At 53.7% G+C, this 21481-nt stretch carries 19 protein-coding genes; 5 read left to right on the top strand and 14 right to left on the bottom strand.

From position 1 onward, the window contains the following. Positions 1 to 17 precede the first annotated feature (17 nt). The 3 genes from AACH73_RS13300 to AACH73_RS13290 form a co-directional block, all read right to left on the bottom strand. Positions 18 to 359, bottom strand: a complete 342-nt coding sequence (locus tag AACH73_RS13300; RefSeq protein ID WP_338736251.1) for a hypothetical protein — start codon at positions 357 to 359, stop codon at positions 18 to 20. 33 nt (positions 360 to 392) lie between these two features. Beyond that, complete coding sequence (locus tag AACH73_RS13295) at positions 393 to 707, bottom strand: hypothetical protein (RefSeq protein ID WP_338736250.1); 315 nt, start codon at positions 705 to 707, stop codon at positions 393 to 395. A gap of 73 nt (positions 708 to 780) precedes the next feature. Beyond that, the gene (locus AACH73_RS13290; protein ID WP_338736248.1) at positions 781 to 1113 is read right to left on the bottom strand and encodes a hypothetical protein; all 333 of its coding nucleotides are present in this window, start codon (positions 1111 to 1113) and stop codon (positions 781 to 783) included. A 186-nt stretch (positions 1114 to 1299) separates the two neighbouring features. On the opposite strand from AACH73_RS13290, the gene AACH73_RS13285 reads away from it, so the two are divergent. Continuing rightward, positions 1300 to 1635: a hypothetical protein gene (locus AACH73_RS13285; RefSeq protein WP_338736247.1), complete on the top strand. Its 336-nt coding sequence runs from the start codon at positions 1300 to 1302 to the stop codon at positions 1633 to 1635. Between the two features lie 167 nt (positions 1636 to 1802). Here the strand turns inward: AACH73_RS13285 and AACH73_RS13280 are convergent, their stop codons facing one another. From AACH73_RS13280 to AACH73_RS13250, 7 genes are all read right to left on the bottom strand, one after another. Further along, positions 1803 to 2420: a hypothetical protein gene (locus AACH73_RS13280; protein ID WP_338736246.1), complete on the bottom strand. Its 618-nt coding sequence runs from the start codon at positions 2418 to 2420 to the stop codon at positions 1803 to 1805. A gap of 16 nt (positions 2421 to 2436) precedes the next feature. Next, the gene (gene gspD, locus AACH73_RS13275; RefSeq protein WP_338736245.1) at positions 2437 to 4317 is read right to left on the bottom strand and encodes a type II secretion system secretin GspD; all 1881 of its coding nucleotides are present in this window, start codon (positions 4315 to 4317) and stop codon (positions 2437 to 2439) included. Then, positions 4317 to 4559 carry a hypothetical protein gene (locus AACH73_RS13270; protein ID WP_338736244.1) on the bottom strand — a complete coding sequence of 81 codons (243 nt, stop codon included), beginning with the start codon at positions 4557 to 4559 and terminating at the stop codon, positions 4317 to 4319. The genes gspD and AACH73_RS13270 overlap by 1 nt, the downstream gene beginning before the upstream one ends. Before the next feature lie 206 nt (positions 4560 to 4765). After that, a complete protein-coding gene (locus AACH73_RS13265; RefSeq protein WP_338736243.1) occupies positions 4766 to 5284 on the bottom strand; it encodes a hypothetical protein in 519 nt (172 codons plus the stop codon). Beyond that, a complete protein-coding gene (locus AACH73_RS13260) occupies positions 5281 to 6057 on the bottom strand; it encodes a hypothetical protein (protein WP_338736242.1) in 777 nt (258 codons plus the stop codon). The genes AACH73_RS13265 and AACH73_RS13260 overlap by 4 nt, the downstream gene beginning before the upstream one ends. Continuing rightward, positions 6054 to 6608 (bottom strand): type II secretion system protein, encoded by a 555-nt coding sequence (locus AACH73_RS13255; protein WP_338736241.1) that lies wholly within the window; start codon positions 6606 to 6608, stop codon positions 6054 to 6056. Before AACH73_RS13255 ends, AACH73_RS13260 begins: the two co-directional genes overlap by 4 nt. Continuing rightward, positions 6605 to 6931, bottom strand: a complete 327-nt coding sequence (locus tag AACH73_RS13250; RefSeq protein WP_338736240.1) for a hypothetical protein — start codon at positions 6929 to 6931, stop codon at positions 6605 to 6607. Before AACH73_RS13250 ends, AACH73_RS13255 begins: the two co-directional genes overlap by 4 nt. A 93-nt stretch (positions 6932 to 7024) precedes the next feature. On the opposite strand from AACH73_RS13250, the gene AACH73_RS13245 reads away from it, so the two are divergent. Next, on the top strand, positions 7025 to 7747 hold the full coding sequence (locus AACH73_RS13245) for a hypothetical protein (RefSeq protein ID WP_338736351.1): 723 nt from the start codon (positions 7025 to 7027) through the stop codon (positions 7745 to 7747). Positions 7748 to 8323: 576 nt separating this feature from the next. Here AACH73_RS13245 and AACH73_RS13240 read toward each other — a convergent pair. From AACH73_RS13240 to AACH73_RS13230, 3 genes are all read right to left on the bottom strand, one after another. After that, positions 8324 to 12757, bottom strand: a complete 4434-nt coding sequence (locus tag AACH73_RS13240) for an RHS repeat-associated core domain-containing protein (protein WP_338736239.1) — start codon at positions 12755 to 12757, stop codon at positions 8324 to 8326. Positions 12758 to 14816: 2059 nt separating this feature from the next. After that, positions 14817 to 15215 carry a hypothetical protein gene (locus AACH73_RS13235; RefSeq protein ID WP_338736238.1) on the bottom strand — a complete coding sequence of 133 codons (399 nt, stop codon included), beginning with the start codon at positions 15213 to 15215 and terminating at the stop codon, positions 14817 to 14819. A 129-nt stretch (positions 15216 to 15344) separates the two neighbouring features. Beyond that, on the bottom strand, positions 15345 to 17474 hold the full coding sequence (locus AACH73_RS13230) for a hypothetical protein (RefSeq protein ID WP_338736237.1): 2130 nt from the start codon (positions 17472 to 17474) through the stop codon (positions 15345 to 15347). Between the two features lie 406 nt (positions 17475 to 17880). On the opposite strand from AACH73_RS13230, the gene AACH73_RS13225 reads away from it, so the two are divergent. Beyond that, a complete protein-coding gene (locus AACH73_RS13225; RefSeq protein ID WP_338736236.1) occupies positions 17881 to 18852 on the top strand; it encodes a DNA cytosine methyltransferase in 972 nt (323 codons plus the stop codon). A gap of 35 nt (positions 18853 to 18887) precedes the next feature. Then, positions 18888 to 19760, top strand: coding sequence for a NaeI family type II restriction endonuclease (locus AACH73_RS13220; protein ID WP_338736235.1), 873 nt, complete (start codon positions 18888 to 18890; stop codon positions 19758 to 19760). 163 nt (positions 19761 to 19923) lie between these two features. Here the strand turns inward: AACH73_RS13220 and AACH73_RS13215 are convergent, their stop codons facing one another. Then, positions 19924 to 20742, bottom strand: coding sequence for an HNH endonuclease signature motif containing protein (locus tag AACH73_RS13215; protein ID WP_338736234.1), 819 nt, complete (start codon positions 20740 to 20742; stop codon positions 19924 to 19926). 214 nt (positions 20743 to 20956) lie between these two features. Between AACH73_RS13215 and AACH73_RS13210 the strand changes: the two genes are divergently transcribed. Next, on the top strand, positions 20957 to 21220 hold the full coding sequence (locus AACH73_RS13210) for a hypothetical protein (protein WP_338736233.1): 264 nt from the start codon (positions 20957 to 20959) through the stop codon (positions 21218 to 21220). The last annotated feature ends 261 nt before the right edge of the window (positions 21221 to 21481 follow it).

Genomic DNA, 21481 nt, shown 5'->3' with positions numbered 1-21481 from the left:
CCGCTCACTGTGAATAATCAATTTTCAACTTCGAAGTACTGAACCGTTTCTGTGTCCCAAAAAATATCACACGTCCCCGTTCCAGTAATCCTGACCTTCTTGCCCATGGCATAGGCGGTTATTAGACCACTGGCATAGGCCTGACCCGAAACGGTGCTTGCATCTATGGCAAACCGTTTGGGGAAGGTTGCACTTTGACAGGCTGGCGTCGGAGTAGTGCGCTCTGCACTGGTATTAAAAAGAATAGCTCCGTTTTTCATGTAGATGATTGTGTTGATTGTGCCAAAGCCCGTCATGGAGGCAGCAGATGGGCTGGCAATGGCAATCATCGACAGAATAAGGCAAAGCGTTCTCTTCATATCATCAGTTTCCTTACGTCAGCGTTTGACATATCAAACGAGATAAAGGCCCAGAAGATCGGAACGCGCCCCCGTGCATGGCGCGTTATCCGCTTGCAGCCTGACCACGACTTTGCGGCCAGTCACCAGAGCTGTGGTCGCCAAAGACAGCATTGCCTCTCTCCCGGGATTGTTCAACAGGACGGGCACGCCCAATCCGTTTGCAAAATCGACCCATACAGTCCCATCGTTACCGGCCCACACCTGTGTAACGTTTGTCTCACATTGGGTAACCGCCCTGGCAGGGTGTGCCAACATGCCTATGCCGAGCGCAACGACTGTCGAAAGCGCAAATACCTTGAAATTCATGCTAGGAGTTCCCTTATACCTAAGAAACGCCTCACGCGTTTCCTCCATGGACAGCGGCCGCACACTCAGAAAATCAATAACCGGCCGCGATGAGTGTAATGAAGATGATGCGCGGCTCGGTTCCACAACCAGACGTCTGCCCTTGCTCAAAGGCAATGGCAACATCCAGCCCCGTCGTTAGCGCTGTAAGGGTCACGGCCAACACACCGTCTTCCTGACCAGTGGCCGCGATTCTGAAGAGCATAATCTGCCCATTGTCACTTCTTTTAAAAGTGACTGTCCGACAATTGGGACTTACGTGCCCTTCGGTTTTGATTATCTTGCCCCGAACGATATCCGCAGCCGCTGCTGTAGCCTGAAGCCCGACCAGCAGCATCAAGGCAAAAACAGAAAACACTTTTCTCATGATCCCCCCCAGTTCGCATCATCATACACAACCGTAGGTGACTGACAATAGCCCTATTTTTACCAATTGGGCTGCGCCGCGAGCAAACGCCCGATCGTTAAACCCTCAAGTGCATGTCCGGCGTTTGAATATTGCAAAGGCACGCGTTGGACGATAGGGTGAAATACAATCCTAGGGGGACTCAGAATGCAAAAAGGTTTGAAAATCGCATCAGGGTTAGCCTTGCTGTTATCTGCGGCATCGACACCCGTGCACGCCGGAGGGGCTACGGACACATTTCGTATTGCGCAAATCAGCGCCAGGGAGATGGGGTTTGAAGTCAAAGTGAATGGGCCAATTAACAATCCTGCAAACTGCCAATTCCCCAATCAACTTCGAATAAATAAAACCGAAGAAAATTATTCTGTGATTGTGTCCACACTGACTACGGCTTTTATCGCACAAAAACCGGTCTATCTATGGACAGTGGGTTGTCACTCCGACGGAAGGGTGAACTTTATCGCCGTTTTCGTAGACAATTAGGCTTGCTAACTGTTTTTGGCTAATCGTGCCCCTATTGCTCCAGGCGTTCTATTTGGCAATACGGCGATACGATTTGAGACGTTCTTCGTGCCAATTTTCCATGCGACGCCGCGGCTCCCCGGGCCAGACAGGTCAATCAGCTTGTTGAAGCCACTCGACACGAACCCTCACGACAGAAAACACGAAGGCATCTCACCTACGGAATAAACATCATCCAGTATGACGGCAAACGGTCGGGTGGGATCACCGGTCAGGCGTATCAACTGCTCGCGGACCCGCGGGCCTAATACCACCCGCATGCGCCAGACCTGCCCATCTTTCGCCGAAGTCATGAACATTGTGCTGTTGCTGGGCCTGTCCTTGTCTGTAGGCGCAAAGCCAAACGGTGACGCGAGTTGGCGAAAGCAATCATTCACCGGCCATCTAAAACGCGTCTCAACCCGCCCTTCTTTGGCGGCCTTGAGCTCGCCAACACTGATCGCTTTGGTGCGGTGAGCGAGGGTCACTTCGGAGATCTCTGCGACCTTATCCAGCGGCCATTTGAAAGCTTCATTCTCCGCGGCCACATGTACATCTCGCTGCCCCAGGGTGTAGTCTCGCGACAGGATGGGCTCGCCCTCCGATGCCATAATATCTGCAGCCGTGCGCAAGAGAGCTTCATCCATGGCGATGTCCATTTCGACCTGCACCAGTTCGCGCTCCGCCCGCTTGCGATCCTGCTGTGCCAGGGCGAGGATCGCCACGCAGATCACGCTCAAGCCCGCACAGATAATCAGAGCGGTCATAGCGGCATATCCTTCTTCACTCGACGGGCGCAAGGCGTCGTCCCGCCAGTTCGCGAATATCCGCCCCAAAATTCTCCCATTGCCGGTTGAACCCTGACTGATCGCGCAGAATGGTCACCTGAATGAGCACAATCAGCTCGGTCCGATCCTTGTTCTTTGAGTGCTGCTTGAAGAGGTTTCCGAGACCTGGAATGTCCTTCAAGAGGGGCGCGCCGCCCTCACTGTCGCTTTCCGACGAACTGATCAGACCGCCAAGCGCCACGACCGTTCCTTCCGGTATAATGAGGCTGCTCTGAAGCTTGCGTTGTTTAATGGTTGGGGAGTCGATGCCCGAGGTCTGGGTGCGTGCGACCGAGCTGACCTCCTGGGTGACATCCATAGCCACGCGGTTATCGTTCAAGACCCGCGGCGTGACCTTCAACGAAACACCGGTGTCCCGATAATCAATCGTGGATACGACAGGCGCATTACCCGCACTGGTCGACTGTGAGTTTTGTTTGACAATGGGGACCTGATCCCCGATCTGAAGTGAGGCTGTAGCGTTTTCCCGAGCGGTCATTTTGGGTGCCGATACGATGCGCACCTTGGACTTGGAACTCAGGGCATTCAGCGCGGCCTTGATGTCGCTTCTCAGGTAGTTGACTGAAAAGCCCGGCGCCTGGGGCGCGAGGCTCGTGGAGTCGGTCGTATAGTTGGAAACGCTGAGCGCACCATTGATGGTCTGCCAATCAACCCCAAAGCTGAACTCGTTATTGAGCGTCACTTCAACGATTGAGGCCTCAATCGTCACCTGCGCGGGCTCACGATCGACCTCATTCAATACGCTTTGAATCCGCACACGCTCAGCCTCAGGGGCGCTGACGATGACGGTGTTCGTCTCCTTGTCTGCGACGATGCGAATATTGCTTTCATTATTGACGTTTATGGCTTCTGAGGCGGCGGCCGCCGTAGTGCTTTCACCGGCCGGTGTCTCACGACTGGTTGATACCTCGCGACTTGTCACGTTGGTGAGACCGAGAAGTTGGTTCAGGGTTCTTGCCAGAGCGTCAGCCGAAACGCCTCTCGGCCGATAAACAAGGAAACTGACCGCCGGATCGGTCGACGGCACGTCCAGGCGCGTTACCCAGCCACTCAGCTCGTCCAGAACCTCCTTTGAGCGGGAGAATGCAAAGACACCGTTGAGCCGCTTCATGGGCGCGATTGTCACCGAGCCTGTGCCTGAGGCCTTCAACATCTTTTCAAGATCACCCGCGACGGTCGACGCACTGGCATTGCGTAATGAAAAGAACCGGATACGGGCATCTGATAAAGTGCTCTGGTCGAAGAGCTTAATGGACGACATGGCGCTTTCGATCTCATCGGCAGTGCCGCCCAACAGGATGAGAGATAACTTGTCCGAACTGAAGAGAACCAGCTTCTCGCGCGACAGGCTCTCCAGAACCTTGGCCACTTCAGAGGCGGCCGCATACTGAATAGGGACGGCGCGCACCTGATAGCCAACGCGGCTCAGACGGCTTGACCCGTCGTTGATTGACGCGCCCACGGACGCATTGGCAATGGGCCTGACCACGAGTGTCTCGCCTTCGCGCACAATCGCCATGTCATAGGCATTGAGCGCGCCCTCAAAGGCGGCCAGAAGCTGCGGCTTTGTCAGGCGCTGATCAATACGGAAGTTCATCTTTCCCGTCACGCCCGGATCGACGCGGTAGTTCACGCCCAAACCGTTGCCGAGAATCTCTTCTGAAACCTGAGCTATGTCCGCATCTTTAAAATTATAGCTGAACGCCGCAGGCTTGGGCTGTGGTGCACTTTGGGCCATCGCCGGTGCGTTGACCACACCCATGCTCATTGACAGACAGAGCGCAAGGCCCGTCGCTTTCATCCACTTAGACTGCATTATCCTGCCCCGCCCGTTGCGGGCTCGTTGATATTGATCGTGCGCGCGCCGACAGGGGTGTCAAAGCGCACGGCATTGGATCCGACCTCAATCAGAACCAGTTCATCCTGTGTTTCGCCGACACCCATCCACACGGCGGGCTGACCATCCACCGACACGAGCGCGGCCTTACGACCCGGTGAGATAGAAATGCCGATGAGTTTAACCGCCTTCTCTTTGTAAGCGTTCGCGCCCGTTGACATGACGAAGATCGGTTGCTGGGAGAGAAGCGTAACATCAGAGGGCGCGGTAGGCTGAGATGCCCCCCCCGCTCTGGGCAAGGCTCTCAGCTGCGCTTGAAGGCTATCCATTCGGGCCTGCAGAGGCTTGGACGGATCAAGCCAAAAGGACACAACCGCGCAGAGTCCGGCGGCAATCGCCGCAGCGGGGGCTACTTTTTCCCAATCAATTACCGGCAAAACACGCGCCCCTTAAGATCAAGCTCGACCGCATCGGTCTTATTGCGCACCGAGACAGTGTCGAGAAAAAGCGTGGGTCGGAACTTTGAGAGAGCGTTCAGACCGTTGACCATCGACTCGTAAGGACCGCTCGCCTTGACGGAAATCGCATAGACCTGGAGCGGGATCCGCGTCTTTGTGGTTTCAGGCTGGGCAATTTCCAGGACACCGACCTCAAGGCCACTTCCACCCAGTGCCAAGGCCAGCTGATCCTTGTAGCCTGAAAAAAGCTTTCCGCCGCATACGCTCCCCGCCGGGAACGCCTGAACATCTCCAGGCAGCTTCGATGCGGCCTCAAGCGACTTAAGCTGAGCCTCCATGGCGGCCAGCCGCCCCTCCGCCTCACCCGGCATCGAGAACATATAGACGCTTCCCGACACAAGGGCTGTTGCCGCGATGGCAACGCCCATGGGCCAGAGCTGCGCGACGCTCAGATTGGTCTGACGACGAGGCCTCGCTAAATCAATCATCGAGCGCCCTCTTCAGATGCCGGCACGGTCTCGCGAGGTTGACTATAAACCCACAGCACTACTCCCCGCCTGACCGGCCTGGGCGCGCGTTCGAGCGTGATCGTCCCCTCTTTCAATGGCGCAGCTTCGCCGCGGACCTCGATGGCCCAGTCGCCCCGATCCCAGTGAAAGGCTTCAATGCGCGATGCCGGGTCCCGAGAGACAGTGACGGTTCGTAGCGCATTGATGGCGCCTTGAACGTCGCGGCCTTGTAAATCCAGGTCAGAAAGAGCCTGCGCGTTTTGTCGCGTTTTGGTCATGCCAGCGTTCAGCTTGGCCATGCGCTCGATCTGCGGCTGAAGCTGCGCCAGGCGATCTTGAATCTCTGCCCGGCGTTTGACGACAAGGCCAATCTGGAGCGTTAGGGCGAGACCCACAATAATGGCCGAGCCAACAAGCCAGGCCCTTTGGCGCAGCTGAGCCGCGTGGGCGGTTTTTGACGCAATTTCGACCTTGATCGGTTGACCTTGCACATCGACGGTGATGGAGAGCCCTTGAGGGGGAACATTGCCTTTAAGGTAAACGGCGGCAAAACGCCCCATCTCTCTCGGGCGCCAGGGTTTCAGGCGCTTGACGACAATGGTCAGACTTCCTCCCGTCATCCCCGCCATTGGAGAGGTATGACGGGCTTCAAGCTGGGCGGCTCTCTCCTGGTCCCACGGGAAGGCGGGCGGCGTTGTAATGACGCGCGTAAACGGCCTGATCTCACCAGATTGTGCACTGAGCGCGTTCAAGGCCCCTCCCCCTCGGATTGCGATGACTGTGCTTCCCCACCGTCCGGCCTGCGGCACGCCCGGGAGATCATGTCGAATTGACAGTCTGCGGGTTGATCCACCTTAAGCTCGATCGCGCCTACAACCTTGCCCTGTTTATCAAGTACAATCAAGGCGTTTAATCGATCCTGGGTCGCATATCCGGCGCTATTGTCCCCATTTAGAGTTAACGGCCAATGGGATGTTTCCTGACCCGCAACCACATATCGGAACTGATAACCCCCAGGTGCCAGAACCTCACACGGCTTGGCGGCGGTAGAGAGGCATTTTAGTCCTTGGGGCATGGCAGAAAACTGATCTGAATAGAGAGGCTCAATGGCGCGAATGTCGCCTTCGATCTTGCCAAGCACCTCCCGATGCGCCTTGGCTTGAACGACCTGTGAAACTGTTCGTTTCTGATCCGCGGTAGACAGCCTAGTGAGTTGCAGGACAGCGGCTAGCGAAAGGCTGATTACCAGCAGGGCGATCACTGCCTCGGTCAGGGTGAAGCCCTCTTCCCTGACGGTCCTCATAGGACTTGATCCTGGCAGGGTTTGAGCCCGCTCAACCGGTAGGTCTTCCTGAGGCGCAAATGCTTAAGCTTAAGATCGACGCGGCAAAATCGAAAATCGCGAACTCCCTCTTCCGAGACCTCAGCCTCGTATCGAAACCCCGACACATCCCCCGAAACTGAGCCTGGGGTTTTAGGAACGGTCGCCATCAGATAGGAAAACGCAACAGCGGCGGCTCGATCAGTCTCAGCCCTTTCGCGATAGGTGCGCGATAGTCCTAGCGCGGTGAGTACGACGGCCGCGGTAAGCCCAATGATCATGACGCCCGTTACGGCGTCGATCATGATGAACCCATCTTCGGTTGATTTCTTCGGCAAAACTATACCCCACCCAATACCGGAACCATAACTCAGGGCTTTTGTCGGCTCAACAAATTGGTGTATTCATTCAACATGTCTGAGGGTGGGTCATCACAGGTTAAAAGCGGTCAGAAGGCCTTCGGCCTGTTACTTGCCGTTTGCCTGCACCTCGGTCTGCTCTATGTATTCGCCGTCTCGTCCTCAAAGGGCCTGCCGATAGAAGGCATGGACGGCAGCGAGGGCGATCTTATGCAGGGCGCAGAGATCGCCATGGATGTCTCGCTCGTGGAGTCAACAACTCCCAGGCAATCCGAGGACACACCCAACGCCACATCTGCAATGGAGAAATTCATGGCGCTGTCAGAGGCAACGCCAATGGATACTGCCGTCGCTCTGACTGTAGCGCAACCAAAGGCCTCATCTTTGGCGCAAGCCTTGGGAGAAGACCTGTTCACCCCACAAGGGGCAGAAACCGCTACCGGTCTTACAACCAATGCTGCGACATCAATGGTCAAGGTCGAGGGCCGTGACCGGAAAACGCCAAACGACCTTTGGAAAGCCATTGAGCCATGCTGGCAAAGAATTGCAGACAAGGACACACTGTCTGTGACACTTGAGGTCACGTTTTCACCGCTAGGGAATCTGGCAAAACCTCCAGTGATCAAACGTGACCTTTCCAAACCACTCACCGATCAAGCGCTTAGGTCTGAAACAAGAGCCATAACGGCGCTCTCACAATGCGGGCCATACCTCATGGCTTTTGGCCAGTCAGGCATCGAAGTGGACTTCCCAAAACCTTGAGGTCAGATTCAAAGGCGATATCAGATTACTTCCACATCAATGTTTATATCCTGGAATTAATCAGGTTTAAATTTCACTTCTTTACTTATGAAAGTACAATATGGCTGGTTTCTGCCCCCGGTATTTGGAGTGCACAATTTGACAGTAAAGGGAAGCACCATAATGGACCGCACTTCCCGTGATGCCGAAGAAGTGGATGCAGGATAAACCTTTCCGCATCCGCTCATTATTATTTCATTTGTAAAATATTTTCAAAAAAACGTTTGAATCTCATTTCATTTGTCGAACAAAGTAAAATGCGCTGTATATATTGAAAACTAAATATGAAGCCATGAACGCGTACACGGGTATTGAGTCAATATCTTCATTACGCACATAGGAATAAGCGCACAAAGAAACGGGCACAAGGAGCATTAAAAACCTCATTGAGCTCGGAAATTTATAACTAGTCTCCTTTTTACGGGATATACCTGCGTGCAAATTTTGGACACGCCCGTGAAGGCACCAATCGAGCACTATTGACACGGTAAAGACAAGCAAAAAAGCAAATATGAACTTCGTCATTTTAGCCGACTTCTATTGACACACCATTTTTGAGGCTGCCTTACCGTAGGCGGTACCCATCGCATCGTTCAGTAATTCGCCGCCACGACCGCCGGGGCTGTTTCCAAGCTTTTCGTTATATTTCAAAAGTCCCCCCAACGATTTAGTGGTAGCTCGGCCAACGAACACTTCCAGTACACCGCCAGCAGCCCCGCGATAATTCCCATCTTTATAATTAGCATAAATTGAGTACCCTGATGCCGCGATTGAGGTGCCTTTGGCTACGGTAGCCGCTCCCCCGAAAACCGCAGCCCCAACACCAGTTTCGGACGTGAGCAGGGCTGCGCCAGAGAAGGCCAAGGCAGTGGCGTCCGCCGCAGTAGCAACTTTGTCTGCGGTTTCAGCACGCTTTGCCCATTCTGTCCCATTTCCTGTGCAATTGGCAAGTTTATCACCGATTGATGAAAGACTCCACGACATATCCGTTCTAGTTAGGTTAACCAAGGCTTCACTCCAAGAGGATTGTTCCCATTGTTTCTGCATGTACCCGCACATTGTCCCTAACGCGCAATCATAAAAATGGTCCCTAAAGGGCCCCCACCTTCTTTCGCCACCTCCCGGCCCACAGGGCTCCCAAGGCGCCCCCGGGGACTGCATTTCACAACTTGCCGTTTCATTTTGGGAGGTGTCTGAGCGCGGATCATTGAAACAAAGGAAACCAAACCAGCAGAGGCCGCTTGGATCACGGTAATTGACCGGATCGTTACCAACGTACGCATACCAATTCATTCCCTGTGAGTAACCGATTGGGTCGGTTTGCATGAAGCGCCCAATTACAGGGTTGTACATGCGCGCCTTATAGTAATACATGCCAATTTCCGGCAACCAAATCTGGCCCGTATACTGGAATCTACCTCCATTAGCGGCAGATGGAACACCAAACTCATCATACCTATTTATATTCACCTGAGAACCGGATCCATTAGTGATCAGAACGATCGATCCCAACTCGTCGGCGTGCAAGAATCGACGGTCAGCCAATCCCTGACCTTCAAACTGCAATAAGGCCTCATCTTCACTTTGTCCGTGCACAAAGCGACGCAGGAGAGCCCCACTCCCGTCATACTCAGCAATCATGGCACTTCCATCATAGAGAAAGCGCGTAGTACTGCCGTTCTTGGTTACAGAGCTGAGCCGTCCCTCGGCGTCATAACCTAAGTTCGTCGCAATACCCGACTGAATGGCCGAAACCAGAAGGTTATTTGAATTATAGGCGTAAATTCCGCCCCCATCGGATTTGAAGTTCCCACGACCATCATATTCGATTTGCGCTGAGTTTACTTGCGAAATACGGTTCAAAGCATCAGTCGTATAAACGATACTTTGATTTGATAGTGAATAGGCGTACAACGGATTCTCAGAAAACTTGCTTCTTATTTTGTCCAGTGCATTGTAAGTGTATGTTATTTTATTATAGTGGGGAGTGCTGTACGCGCCATTAATAATCGAATACACTCGTCTATTTGCGTCTAAAGTATATGAGGTGTTTTGCCCATTCGAACGAACAAGCTCTTTTCGAGCTCCGAACTCGTCATATTTAAAAGTGAGTACAGCTGAGTTACCCACATTCACTTCCACCAAATTACCAGCATTATTATAAGTGTAATCGGCACCAAAGTTGTCGGCGCCGGGATAGACGATTCGCGCAACACGACCGTAACTGTCATATTGGTAGCCTACTGTACCCGCAGGCTGGGCACTTGACATAACCCAACCCAACGCGTTGTAAACATAGCCTTGGTAGCTTGCCCCCCCGTTCAGTTGGTTTCCCAAAGTGGCATTGGAGTGAGACGTAACTTGGCCAAAATTATCATAGGCGAAACTTTCGGATGCCGCCCCACCTATATTAACAATTCTGCCCTGAAGGTCGTACCCATAGGTCACAATTTGCCCGTCCCTTAGAATTTGTTTTTCTAGCAAATTGGTGCTACGGGAACTGCCAATCAGAGTAGAGGTTTTGTACACTGAATGCTCGCAATCATTAGCGTTCGGGACCGCTCCGTTATTCGCCATTGGAAAACACGCATCTACAAGTCGATTAAATCCATCGTAGCTGTAAGTTGTTTTGTTACCCTTGGCATCAGAAATGTCGATTAAATTTCCACTAGAATTGGCACCATTATAATCAAAATTTTTGATATACTCAGAGTGCGCCAATGACGTCCCCACGCCACTTTCTACGCTAACAAGTTCTCCTATAATAGGATGATAGTTATATTTCAAAATACCATCTACCGTACCATCTAATGCTGGAGAGCCTTGAACACACGCGGATGAAGGCAGCTGTGCGCTTGGATTGCTACGTACTGCTTCGCAAGAGATCCGCAGAAGACTGTCATAAGTAAACTGAACCAGTTTTCTTGGATATCCGTTTTCCGCCCCGATAAATTGCCGCTGAATGTTGGGCATACCTGTTAAAGGGTCAAAAGCGACAGTACTAGATTTCTTCACTGAAAATGTATTTTCAAAATCGAATGCCGCCTGGGCGTGCCGAGCAAGAGCGCTCGAGCCATTATAAGTTTTACCGGTGACCAGCCCCACTTCCTCTTTGCGGACGCGCCCGGAGGAGTCGAATTCAATTTTGCGCGCGATCCGTTTTCTACTTGCATCGTTGACATCTGGATCAATACCAATCTGCGAAACAACACGGCCCATTGGATCATAATTTGTATAGATCTCGTCAACTGCCCCGGGTTTTGGCCCGTCGGAGATCAGCACGCGACCATAACCATCATATACAACGGAATTAACCTGGTCAGGTGCACAGCCGTTACACCCAAGGATACTTGAAGCTCGCAGTAGGTTACTTACGGTGTAAGAAATAACGGTCTTACGTTCGTCGGTGGCACCGGCCCCACATACTCCCCCCGTCCAGTTCGAACTCATACAAGAGGACGTCCCCGTCAGCATCCAAATAGGCTCCTGTGGCACCAGCACACCGGAGGAAGCCATCGCGTAAGGCGTCAATTGATCGTAACTATACCGAATTTGTGGTGTGATCCCGTTAATAGTCGGCAACGATACAGTGCTTACCGCTCCGTCCGAATTTCGATACGTGTAAGTGGTGACAACTCCGTTAGGATCCGTAACCGTTAGAGGCTTGCGACACCATTTCGAATTTCCAGTACCCGGCGCATCGCAAACCGCGTAACTCATTGAAGTCACTTGCGCGGCGGGAACGTCATAAGCTCCTCCGGTTGTACCGTTTTTGGGCACTACATATATTTTCTCAAGATTTCCGGTGCTGCTATATTGCCAATACGTAAAACCCCCAGTGTTAGCATCTCCATCCGGATTGATTACCTTTATCAAGCGTTGGGCGATAAAATCGCCGCTGGTGTACTCATAAGTCGTTACTCGACCCGCTTCATCAGATGCAGCATCAATTCTGGTCCCCCCTCCACCGGACCATACGCTCTTGCTGGCCCCGTTGGGACCGGTTACCGTCGTTTGATTGCCATTGTAGTTATATGTCCAAATTGAGTTACCAATTTGTACCGTCGATACTTTTCCTGAATTTAATGTGTTTGTAACCGGATAGAGCTTTATGGTAGTAGCTGGTGCATCTGGTGCCCAGACTTTTACTGTGTCGCCGGTGATGCTGTAATTTGCTACAACAGTACCGTTTCGAGAAATTGACCGTGTCGCTCCATTTTGAGTGAGTGTAACTTGAGGCGCGCCGTCTAACGGGTTGCAATTGTTAGGGACACACGGCGTTAAATACGTATTTATGGCGGCAACAGAACTCACGACCCCGGACGATTTAGTCAACTTTAATGCCCAACCACGTGAACTGACGCGTGCCACAGCCGTCGAGTCGACCTCGATTGCCCTAATTACCTCACCGTCCGGCTGTACAACCGATTGAAAATTACCATCTTGATATACTGCGACGGTTCCATCAGCTAGGCGTAGTAAGCACGTTCCGTTTCTCAATTCTACTTGGGCAGGCCCTGATGGGCAATCAAATGTAGCCGCGCTTCCATCAAAAACTTTATAAGGATTCTGTTGATAGTTTAAAGTGCTTGTATTTCCAGCACCCAACCAAAATCTATACGTCCGTCCCCCCAGACTGACGTTTACAAAGCGCATGATATAACTGAAGCCAGACTGGTATCTCTGAACGTCGGAGATACTCCAGCTATCAGAAAAGTTATCAATGTCTTTCACCCCGCCAGTCGACGCTCGAAGGACATTTTGCGATGAGCGCGCCAACCCGGGCACTTCCAAATTGAGGCCGGGCAAAGTGAACTCGCCTGTTGCCAAGTTCACGCCATTCTGATCAACGATCGGCAATATTGCGGGTTGCTCTCCTAAAGACTGACCATTTGCCGACTGCCCAAATAGGCAAAAACAACCAATCGTGACCGAAAACAGAACTGATTTGATACGGTCTTTACTCCACATGATTCCCCCCTTAGCTGCTTTAAGCTGTAAATTTTACTATTGTATGCTTGACCAAAACTAAAGCCCACACTAATCCTGCATCAATTCCAAAAAGTAATAGAGATACTTAGCACTGAGCAATACACTGGCCGTCAGCTGCGAACCCTTCCAACTGCAAGAACGTGAATTTAAACAAATTACTGACGTCGCGAGAGCAAGGCCAACATCGCCAGGTGAAGCGCCCATGACTGCTCGGTGAATTCACAAGCCAACATAAGGTTGAGCAGCTTTTCAGGCGCTGCACAAGATGGAAAACACGAAAAAGTAGCATTCGGTAATGCGGTCCGTTCAAGATCCTGAAACTTTTTGACTTTTTCGTAGAAAAAATAAACCTTGCAATTTTTGGAGTTCGAAGCAACGCTAAGTTAAAAAACGTCATAGGTTACAGGGGGGTACCGTGACCAGAATCACCAGTAGTAGGCGCAGTATTAGAACTGCCTTCCGCAGGCTAAGTTACTCGCTCACCACATCAGCAGCCATAGCGCTAATGGCAGGGCCAGCGGCGCCGCAGACTCTCACAACCTATGCGTATGACGCATTAGGTCGCGTTATAAGTGCGGTCTATCCCGATGGAAGCGCAGTCTCATATCAATACGACGCTGCCGGAAATAGGACTCAGGCAAACAAGGTCAGCGGGGCGCCCAGCGCGGGTCCAGCGTCTTTGACCGTCGCATACAACACTGCAGGTACAGTAGCTCTTACGCCCTCCGGCAATTACAATTCGCTAGCGATAGCGTCTGTACCGGCGCACGGTACGGCGACAATCTCGGGCACATCTGCGACCTACTCGCCAGCTGCGGGTTATTACGGGGCGGATTCGTTCACCTACATTGTGACGGGCCCGGGCGGTACAAGCACACCGGCTACAGTGAATGTTACCGTTTCAAACCCAGCAGCCCCGAGTGCCGGAAATGTGTCCCTTGTTGCGGGATACAATACGCAGGGCTTAGCCACTCTCGCTCCTAGCGGGGTCTACACTTTATTGAACCTGTTAACCTTGCCTGCCCATGGGACGGCTTCAATTACGGGCACCTCCGCAACCTACACACCCAACTCTGGCTACTATGGACCGGACAGCTTCTCCTACACGTCCACCGGGCCTGGAGGGACCAGCGCGCCCGCCATGGTAAACGTAAGCGTTGCGGCACCGCCGCCACCTTCGGCAGGAAATGGATCACTGACCGTCGCCTATAATACTCCTGGCTCGGTGGCACTATCTCCCAGTGGCGTCTACACTTCCATGTCTGTTAGTTCAGCTCCGACACACGGAACTGTGTCGATCAGTGGCACCACGGCCAACTACACACCAGCCGTCGGCTATTCAGGGCCTGACAGTTTCAGTTACGCCGCCACCGGACCAGGCGGGACCAGCCCACCGGCAATCGTCAACATCACCGTCCAAGCGCCTGCGAACATCTCGCCGGTATGCACCAACTGGACGATAACGCTGAACATCCCGGCGCCGCCATATGGCACCAACTCGACAACGGTAAACGTGCCTGCCTCTGCCTTCCTAAGCCACTGTAGCGATAGCGACGGAGGAACGCTTTCGGTCACCTCACCAGCCATGCCGCTGGCCACACAAATCACGAGAGGTCAGACTTTGAACTTCCCATACACCGTATCTGACGGCCAGGGTGGGTCGGGAAGCGCTGTTTTGACCATAAAATTCTAACTCGTACCCCCTGTTATCTTTAGCCCGGGCGCCACATAGAGCGCACCGTGCGAGCGATGAGCGTAGATGGGACGCATCCACCGATGTCGACGAGGAACAAAGGTGTGCTTACCGGCCAGCATCGAAATAACGGGCGTTTGTTTCAATCAGTCGGCGGAAACCTTAAATGAGGCTCGAAGAATTCGAAGTAAGACGCTGATATTCATGGTTTTTGGGACTGACGAATTTGCGAGATTTTTAAGCCGGGTTCAATCCGTATGTCTTGGTACATCAAAAGGCGACAGGTGACTTTGTCTGAGACGGACCATACGGCACTGGATGGTGAGTGAAATCCTGAATGCCTAGTTATTCGATAATTAACGAGCCATCGGGCCGCTTTAGACTTGTAACGAGATAGACAGCCAATCGCCCATCGGGAAATCTAAGACAAGCCTGACCCGCCGAAACGTGAACGACTTCGCCATAACCACGCTGCGTCTTGACCGTTTCGTTTAACGACAAGGGCCTCGCATTCACAAAAGCCATCAGTTTTGTTTTCAACTCCCGCTTTGAAACCGGGCCCAGGGAAGGAAGGGTGTTCAACTCTCTTTCCGTTAGCTTGGCTGCTTGCCGGACGGTTGATACCGGATCCGGGACCAAGGCAAAAACGCCCGCGTCTGCCGACATACGGTACTTCAGAGCATTATAGGCCCGTCGGCTGAGCCCCAATACCTCAATGGGTGCGTCTAGCTTGTTGTTCGACACCTGCCCTCTCCTCGCTCCTGAATGCAAGTCGTACCAAACCAACGAAATGCTACCATAAAGAGCGCAACGCGTCCAACTATCGCATAGAGATTCCCTTCGGTTTCTTACACTCGGGCGAGGTCATCCGTTCTAGGCGGCTTCCCAGACCCGGTTTAAAATTTGTGCAGCCAGTGCGACCTTATCTTGGGGCAAAAACCGGCCATAGTGTTGCGACACCATTTCCGGCGTGTCCTGAATGGCGTAACTAGCCTGCTCGTAGGATCCCGTTTGCTTGAGTATATGGGTAGCAATAACGTCTCTTACGTTGTGGGGGCCGTGCGGTAACAACCCCTTTACGGCTCCCCGCCCTGTATACGGATTGTAGATTCCATATCGCTGAATGGTGAGGCGCCAAGCCTCGTAAAAGGTGGTTTGTTCGTAAGCTGCCGATACGCTACTGCGCTTGGCAGTCTTCACGAAAAATGTACCGGGATCCGCGGCCGGTCCGAGAAGAACAGCGCGATGCCTGGATATCCAAGCTTCGATCATCCCATAAAGCCCACCGAGATCAGGTAAAAGCAGCCTGAATGGTTTGGCGCCAAAGAAAGAAGATGTTGAGTTCTTGAAGGCGATGGAGGGTATCAGGACCTCCCATCCGTTGTCGCGTACGCTCCATCTCAGTTCTCCGCACCGTCTGTCCTCAAGATGCCGCTCACTCGTCGGAACCTTATCGCGAGGGCAAACAAGCAGCTGGCGAAGGTTCTTTTGTCGAAGTCCGAGATGCAGACCAAGGCGCAGAAGAAGGAATGATCTCACCGCTTCAGCAGCCGCGCGAGGGTATCGCTCCTCATCGGGCATGAGGCGCAGTATTTCATCGGTTATGCGCCGATACTCTCCCACTGGGCTGTCGGCCTCCAATATCGGTAGTATCGGCTCGAACGGATCACGATGAATTCGGGCAACTCGCACGATTTCCTTTTCACGCAGTCGCGCGTGCTTGAACCCCTCGTCACAGAATGCAGGCCAGTCGGACCGGGCCCGCTCGACGCTTTCGGCAGATATGAGTCCCGGAACTGGCCGCAGACGGCGAGCGAGATGTGGCATCTGCCGGAGCCAGCCGGTCTCCTCTCTGAGAAGGGACTGAGCGATATTCAACATATCGCTTTCCCACGCGGTGAAGAAGCCACGGCGTTGCTCACGCCATTGCAAATACCAGTCCCACACAGCTGGCACGGCAAGGATCGCAAAGGTTAGAGCTTTACGCGACATCCCAAACCCTCGAACCGGACTCTCGGGCTTCGCGATCAATGCACCGAACAGCAGTCCAAAATGCTCGACTTTTTGATCGGCTGTCTCTTCGTTCCACACGCCGCTCCTCTGAAAACCGAACGCTGTCAAGGTGGACGTCTTGAACCGAATGAGGTCCATCATTTCCTGTTCCAGTTCGCCGGGCGCAACAATCGTCGCCATCTCGAGTTCTTCGGATACATCATCCTCGACCGATGCTGGGGAACGCACAGACGCTGAAATACGGCCATTACGAATACTCTTGAATCGCAATCCATATCTCTGTTTGGTTGCTGCGGCCTGATATCGTCGGTAATCCGTTGTCCCCGTGACCACGTTCGTCATAACCCATTGCACTATTTCCTCCTGATCTGCCTCATTACGGCGCATGAAATCGTCGGGCAGGTGCCAAGCCAGTCTCCGGCGCATCGCGGGTTCGATGCCGTCCAGAACGTTACCACGGGCCGCCCGACTCTGATGAGGCAGGCGGGTTCGAAAGTAGTCCTTTGGCAGACGATAGCGCCGTTCAATCCGGTGCAGGATCAGCAAACTTTGCACGGAATGCGGTGAAGACCTCTCCGAGGTCCATTGCCGCAGAGCATGGGTATCGAGTGTGAACTCATCGTCGGAGACCGCCTTGCACAGATGTTTCACACTATCCCCATGCCTTCGCATATGCATGGCCAGGGATTGCCCAAAGGTCGGCAGATCCACCCAGTCCGTCCATTTCGGCTCGGGGAAGGCAATGACCACTTTTGGCTTAGGCCCCGTCTTGCGACGTTCTTGCTTAGCCGCAATGCCAACCACCTCGCTCTTGGGAGGTCGCCCTCGCCTCAAGCGGTCTGGTTCGTCGCTGCCTGCAGTCGTCTTAACTTCCCCGGCCCTCATCTCAGGCTTGGTCCGCGGCAGCCCCATGTCCGCAAGGGCACGACACATGGCATCGAAAACCGGCTGGATCTGAGCTCTCACCGAGCGAAGTCGTTCATGATCCAAACCGCTTCCCTGCGCTATGGCCCAGCAATCGATGCGATGCCTATCATATGGCGGAAACTCGCGCCTTTTAAGGAGATCCAAGAGATAGTCTCTAAGCCTTTCCGTTTCCCGGGGAGACAGAAGCGGGGCGATACGGACGTTGCAAAAATTGGAAATCATCCGCGGGGTAAGTTTTGAAACTCGGCTCATTACAAAATCCAAGGCAAGGGCCGAGCACTCATGCTCGACCCAAACAAGGGAAGGCCCTCAAGCAGGCGGATGCCCCACCTGCCGGCCACAAAATCCTTGTTGATAACAGGATCTTTGAAGCCAATGCGCCAAAAGATGGGCTTTAACCTCACTAAGCTTTTGACGAATTTCCGGGGGATGTGCTAGCGTTCGTTCACACAATGTTCCCGGTGATTCCATGACCCATCCCTTCACGTCATTAGAGCTGTGCGCAGGAGCCGGCGGGCAAGCCCGGGGCCTGGAATTGGCGGGCTTTGGTCACGAAGGATTGGTCGAAATCGACAGCGATTGCTGCCAGACCCTACGCCTGAACCGTCCCTCATGGACCGTTCATGAAAACGATTTGAACCTGTTTTCTGCACAAAACTATCGAGGGATTGACCTGCTCGCCGGCGGCCTCCCCTGCCCGCCGTTTTCTATCGCCGGAAAGCAGCTTGGCGAGAAGGACGAGCGTAATCTGTTCCCCGCCGCAATTCGGCTGATTGATGAGACAAAGCCAAAGGCCGTGATGATCGAGAACGTGCGCGGATTCTTGGGGGCCGTGTTTGAAGACTACAGGGGATTTATCCGCCGCGAGCTGGAAAAGATGGGTTATGAGGCGCATTGGCGCTTGTTCAATGCCTCTGACTACGGTGTGCCTCAATTGCGCCCGCGCGTGGTGATCGTGGCTTTACGCAATGATATCAAGGACGCATTCGAGTGGCCGCAACCACGGGCGTTTGACGCCCCCACAGTCGGGGAAACCCTTCATGACCTGATGGCGGCGAAGGGTTGGCGGGGCGCGAAAACGTGGGCCGACCGCGCAAATGATATCGCCCCTACCTTGGTTGGTGGATCGAAGAAACACGGAGGCCCGGACCTTGGGCCGACGCGTGCGAAGGCGGCCTGGGCGTCTTTGGGCGTCAATGGCAAAGGATTGGCCGACGAGGCGCCAGAGCGTGATTTCGTCGGCATGCCGAAGCTTACTGTACGTATGGCAGCGCGCATCCAGGGCTTTGATGATGCCTGGGCTTTTTCCGGCCGGAAGACAGCGGCTTACCGACAGGTTGGCAATGCGTTCCCCCCTCCGGTCGCACGGGCGGTGGCTAGCAAGTTGAAGGAAGCGATGGCACGACGCACGATTTACCCATCGGCATCGGTGGCGCGCTAAAGACTCCACCCGGACTTGTATCTTAAGATCGAGGCATGGCTTCGATTCGTCTTCCTCCGGAACACCCTGACTACAGCCTGTTGAGGCCGATCGCGGAGTCGCTTGTTGTGCATGGCGGCGGCGAGGATGCATTCAGGAACGGCATACCTCCGCTGTTTCGTCAGGCCATCGATGAAGTGATCGACGCACCCCGAACCAACCGTTTCACGCTAAATGAAACCGAGAAAACCGAGAAAACCTATCTCGGTACAAAGATCGAGATTCTCCTTCGAAACCATCTTGCGCTGCCCAAAGGCCGGACACTTGATCTGTCGGTTGACGGTGTGGAAGTGGACATCAAGAACACCATGGGCGGGAATTGGACAATCCCCCTCGAAAGCCACGGACATCCGGCCCTCTTGTTACGGGTGAATGAGACAAAGGCCCTTTGTGACGTCGGGCTCATCAATGTGAGACCGGAATACCTCAATCCTGGCAAGAACCGCGATGCAAAGCGTACTATCTCAGCAGCGAGCACTGCCAACATCTGGTGGCTCTTATACCGCCATCCCTATCCCCCCAACTTCTGGGAGGTACTGCCCGCTGAAGAGCGCCACGCGATCCTCGCGGCTGGCGCGGGAACGGCGCGCATTGCGGCGCTTTTCGAGAGGCTGCAGCGCACGCCTGTCTCTCGGCAGCAGGTGCAAGCGCTCGCTCAACAACATGACTACATGAAGCGGATCCGGCGCAATGGCGGTGCCAGAGACCTACTTGCGCCCAAAGGAATTGCGCTCCTCTGGGGCAAGGGCGACAGAGAGCTGATTCAGTTGTTAGGTCTCGGGCCGGTGACGGCTGACGAATTCATATCCGTCACGCCCGTCACCCAGGATCAGATCGAACTTTTACGGAATGCGAACCACATCGATTAGGCTCCGGGCCCAAAGCGCCCGTAATCGCGCCAACCGGCCCCTTGGATATCCAGTTCGTCATTCAGGTCGAAATGCCAACCGCCTCGCAAAGTCCAGAGGGCATCTGACTTTCGGCCTCGTTTCAAGCAGTCATCACGCCCCGCCGCGGCATGGTGAGATTAAATCAGCCGATACCGAGTTCCAAGCAAAGACGCTTGCGGTTAGCGGGCTTCTCCCATTCGCGGATTAGCTTTTGATGTCCGGCTGGTAGATCCTTCCAGTTTCTGAGGGTGTAAAAGCTGCGGTGAAAGCCCTGCACTTTTTTACGACTCGTTTCGATCACCAAGCCCACGACGGGATAGCGCAATTCCCTCAGACGCTTTTGCCAATCCTCTTGACGCTCAGTGGCGTTGGCGACGAACTCCAAGTCGAGGGATGAAACAGGCGTGCCGAGATGACGCTTCAGGAACTGCGCTATGCGCTCATGTACCGACTCGATAAGAAGTATGGCTTTCATATCGCCATCGTCGAAGGAGGCAAAATGGTTCTTTTTGCCCTGGTTGCAGCCGGCACACAGCGCCCACAAATTCTCAGCCACTGTGACCCCGCCCCACGCCACTGGTATCTTATGGTCTACATGCAACTTGATCCCGTCCTCCGAGACGGTTCGCCCGCACATCTGGCAGCGTCCGCGTGCCAAGTGAAGGATTTCCGCGCGTAGCTTTTGAGAAACAGCGGTTTCAGAACCAACGCTATCCGAGCGGGGGCCTTTTAATACATAGACCTGCCGATTGCCCAGCCGAATGAGTGGAAGATGGAACCGCTCGCGCAATTTACGGACACGTCGTCCCAAGTGTTCTTGATTGACGGGATTGCCGAGCACAGATCGCAACTCATCGATGGTCAAGCCGTCCGGATGCCTCTGCAACGCATCGAGTATGTCTCGCTCGATTTTCAGTCCCAGTCGTGTGGCTGCTGCGTCGGTCATTGAAACATCGGACATCGATTCCGAGTTCGGCTCAACTTGGGTGGCAAAAAAGTCGAGTCCTCACCTTGTGACTTGAGAGGGCCGTCCGCGTCGTCCAAACGCGTTCAGGGCGCGCTTCAACGCTTCGACAAATGGCCATAACTCGTCAAATCGCCAAAAAAAGGACGTGCCACACGAGAACATTCGTAGTACAAAGAGAATGTGCAAAGTTTGAAGGCGGAGCTCACTCATGGCCATCTCGGTTGATATTGCAGATCGTCAATACGACTACACCGACGAAGAAGCCGCAGCCGAAGCCGTGGCAAGGTTCCAGTTGGAGACGGGTCTCGGAGATACGGAAATCCTCGCCCTGTGGACGGGATCCCAAAGCCCGCAACGTCAGACGCTCGAGTTTCGGATCATCGAGGCTGTTGACTTGAATGGCAGCGCGAAGCGCGCTGCCGAAACCGTTCCCAATGGCATTACCCTATTCGTGGAAACAGAAGCCGCCTGAACCTGTCGCGCGATTCAGCCCGCATGCAACGGCTATCCTCGCGTGCGACGAAGGCAGCCATCAGCGCCGAAAGTCATAGATCCTCGTGAGCGAGGAATATGGCGCTGTTCAGGGAAAACGACCCTCCCGTAGGTACGCACATTGTCTCACAAGCTTCGCCGACATCCGCACGGTTTACCATAAGCCACGGGCTAATGAGGACCTCCTCACCATCTGCCTGTCCATCCGGCTTCTCATTAAGCGTACCCAGCTGGTACCACG

Origin of the sequence: Asticcacaulis sp. DW145, assembly GCF_037101385.1 — a bacterium.
GTDB lineage: Bacteria > Pseudomonadota > Alphaproteobacteria > Caulobacterales > Caulobacteraceae > Asticcacaulis > Asticcacaulis currens.
This window is presented reverse-complemented; position numbering and strand designations above follow the sequence as displayed.

Coding starts and splice junctions, on each gene's coding strand:
- AACH73_RS13300 (WP_338736251.1), bottom strand. CDS start 359: ATGAAGAGAACGCTTTGCCTTATTCTGTCGATGATTGCCATTGCCAGC.
- AACH73_RS13295 (WP_338736250.1), bottom strand. CDS start 707: ATGAATTTCAAGGTATTTGCGCTTTCGACAGTCGTTGCGCTCGGCATA.
- AACH73_RS13290 (WP_338736248.1), bottom strand. CDS start 1,113: ATGAGAAAAGTGTTTTCTGTTTTTGCCTTGATGCTGCTGGTCGGGCTT.
- AACH73_RS13285 (WP_338736247.1), top strand. CDS start 1,300: ATGCAAAAAGGTTTGAAAATCGCATCAGGGTTAGCCTTGCTGTTATCT.
- AACH73_RS13280 (WP_338736246.1), bottom strand. CDS start 2,420: ATGACCGCTCTGATTATCTGTGCGGGCTTGAGCGTGATCTGCGTGGCG.
- gspD (WP_338736245.1), bottom strand. CDS start 4,317: ATGCAGTCTAAGTGGATGAAAGCGACGGGCCTTGCGCTCTGTCTGTCA.
- AACH73_RS13270 (WP_338736244.1), bottom strand. CDS start 4,559: ATGTCAACGGGCGCGAACGCTTACAAAGAGAAGGCGGTTAAACTCATC.
- AACH73_RS13265 (WP_338736243.1), bottom strand. CDS start 5,284: ATGATTGATTTAGCGAGGCCTCGTCGTCAGACCAATCTGAGCGTCGCG.
- AACH73_RS13255 (WP_338736241.1), bottom strand. CDS start 6,608: ATGAGGACCGTCAGGGAAGAGGGCTTCACCCTGACCGAGGCAGTGATC.
- AACH73_RS13250 (WP_338736240.1), bottom strand. CDS start 6,931: ATGATCGACGCCGTAACGGGCGTCATGATCATTGGGCTTACCGCGGCC.
- AACH73_RS13240 (WP_338736239.1), bottom strand. CDS start 12,757: ATGTGGAGTAAAGACCGTATCAAATCAGTTCTGTTTTCGGTCACGATT.
- AACH73_RS13225 (WP_338736236.1), top strand. CDS start 17,881: ATGACCCATCCCTTCACGTCATTAGAGCTGTGCGCAGGAGCCGGCGGG.
- AACH73_RS13220 (WP_338736235.1), top strand. CDS start 18,888: ATGGCTTCGATTCGTCTTCCTCCGGAACACCCTGACTACAGCCTGTTG.
- AACH73_RS13215 (WP_338736234.1), bottom strand. CDS start 20,742: ATGTCCGATGTTTCAATGACCGACGCAGCAGCCACACGACTGGGACTG.
- AACH73_RS13210 (WP_338736233.1), top strand. CDS start 20,957: ATGGCCATCTCGGTTGATATTGCAGATCGTCAATACGACTACACCGAC.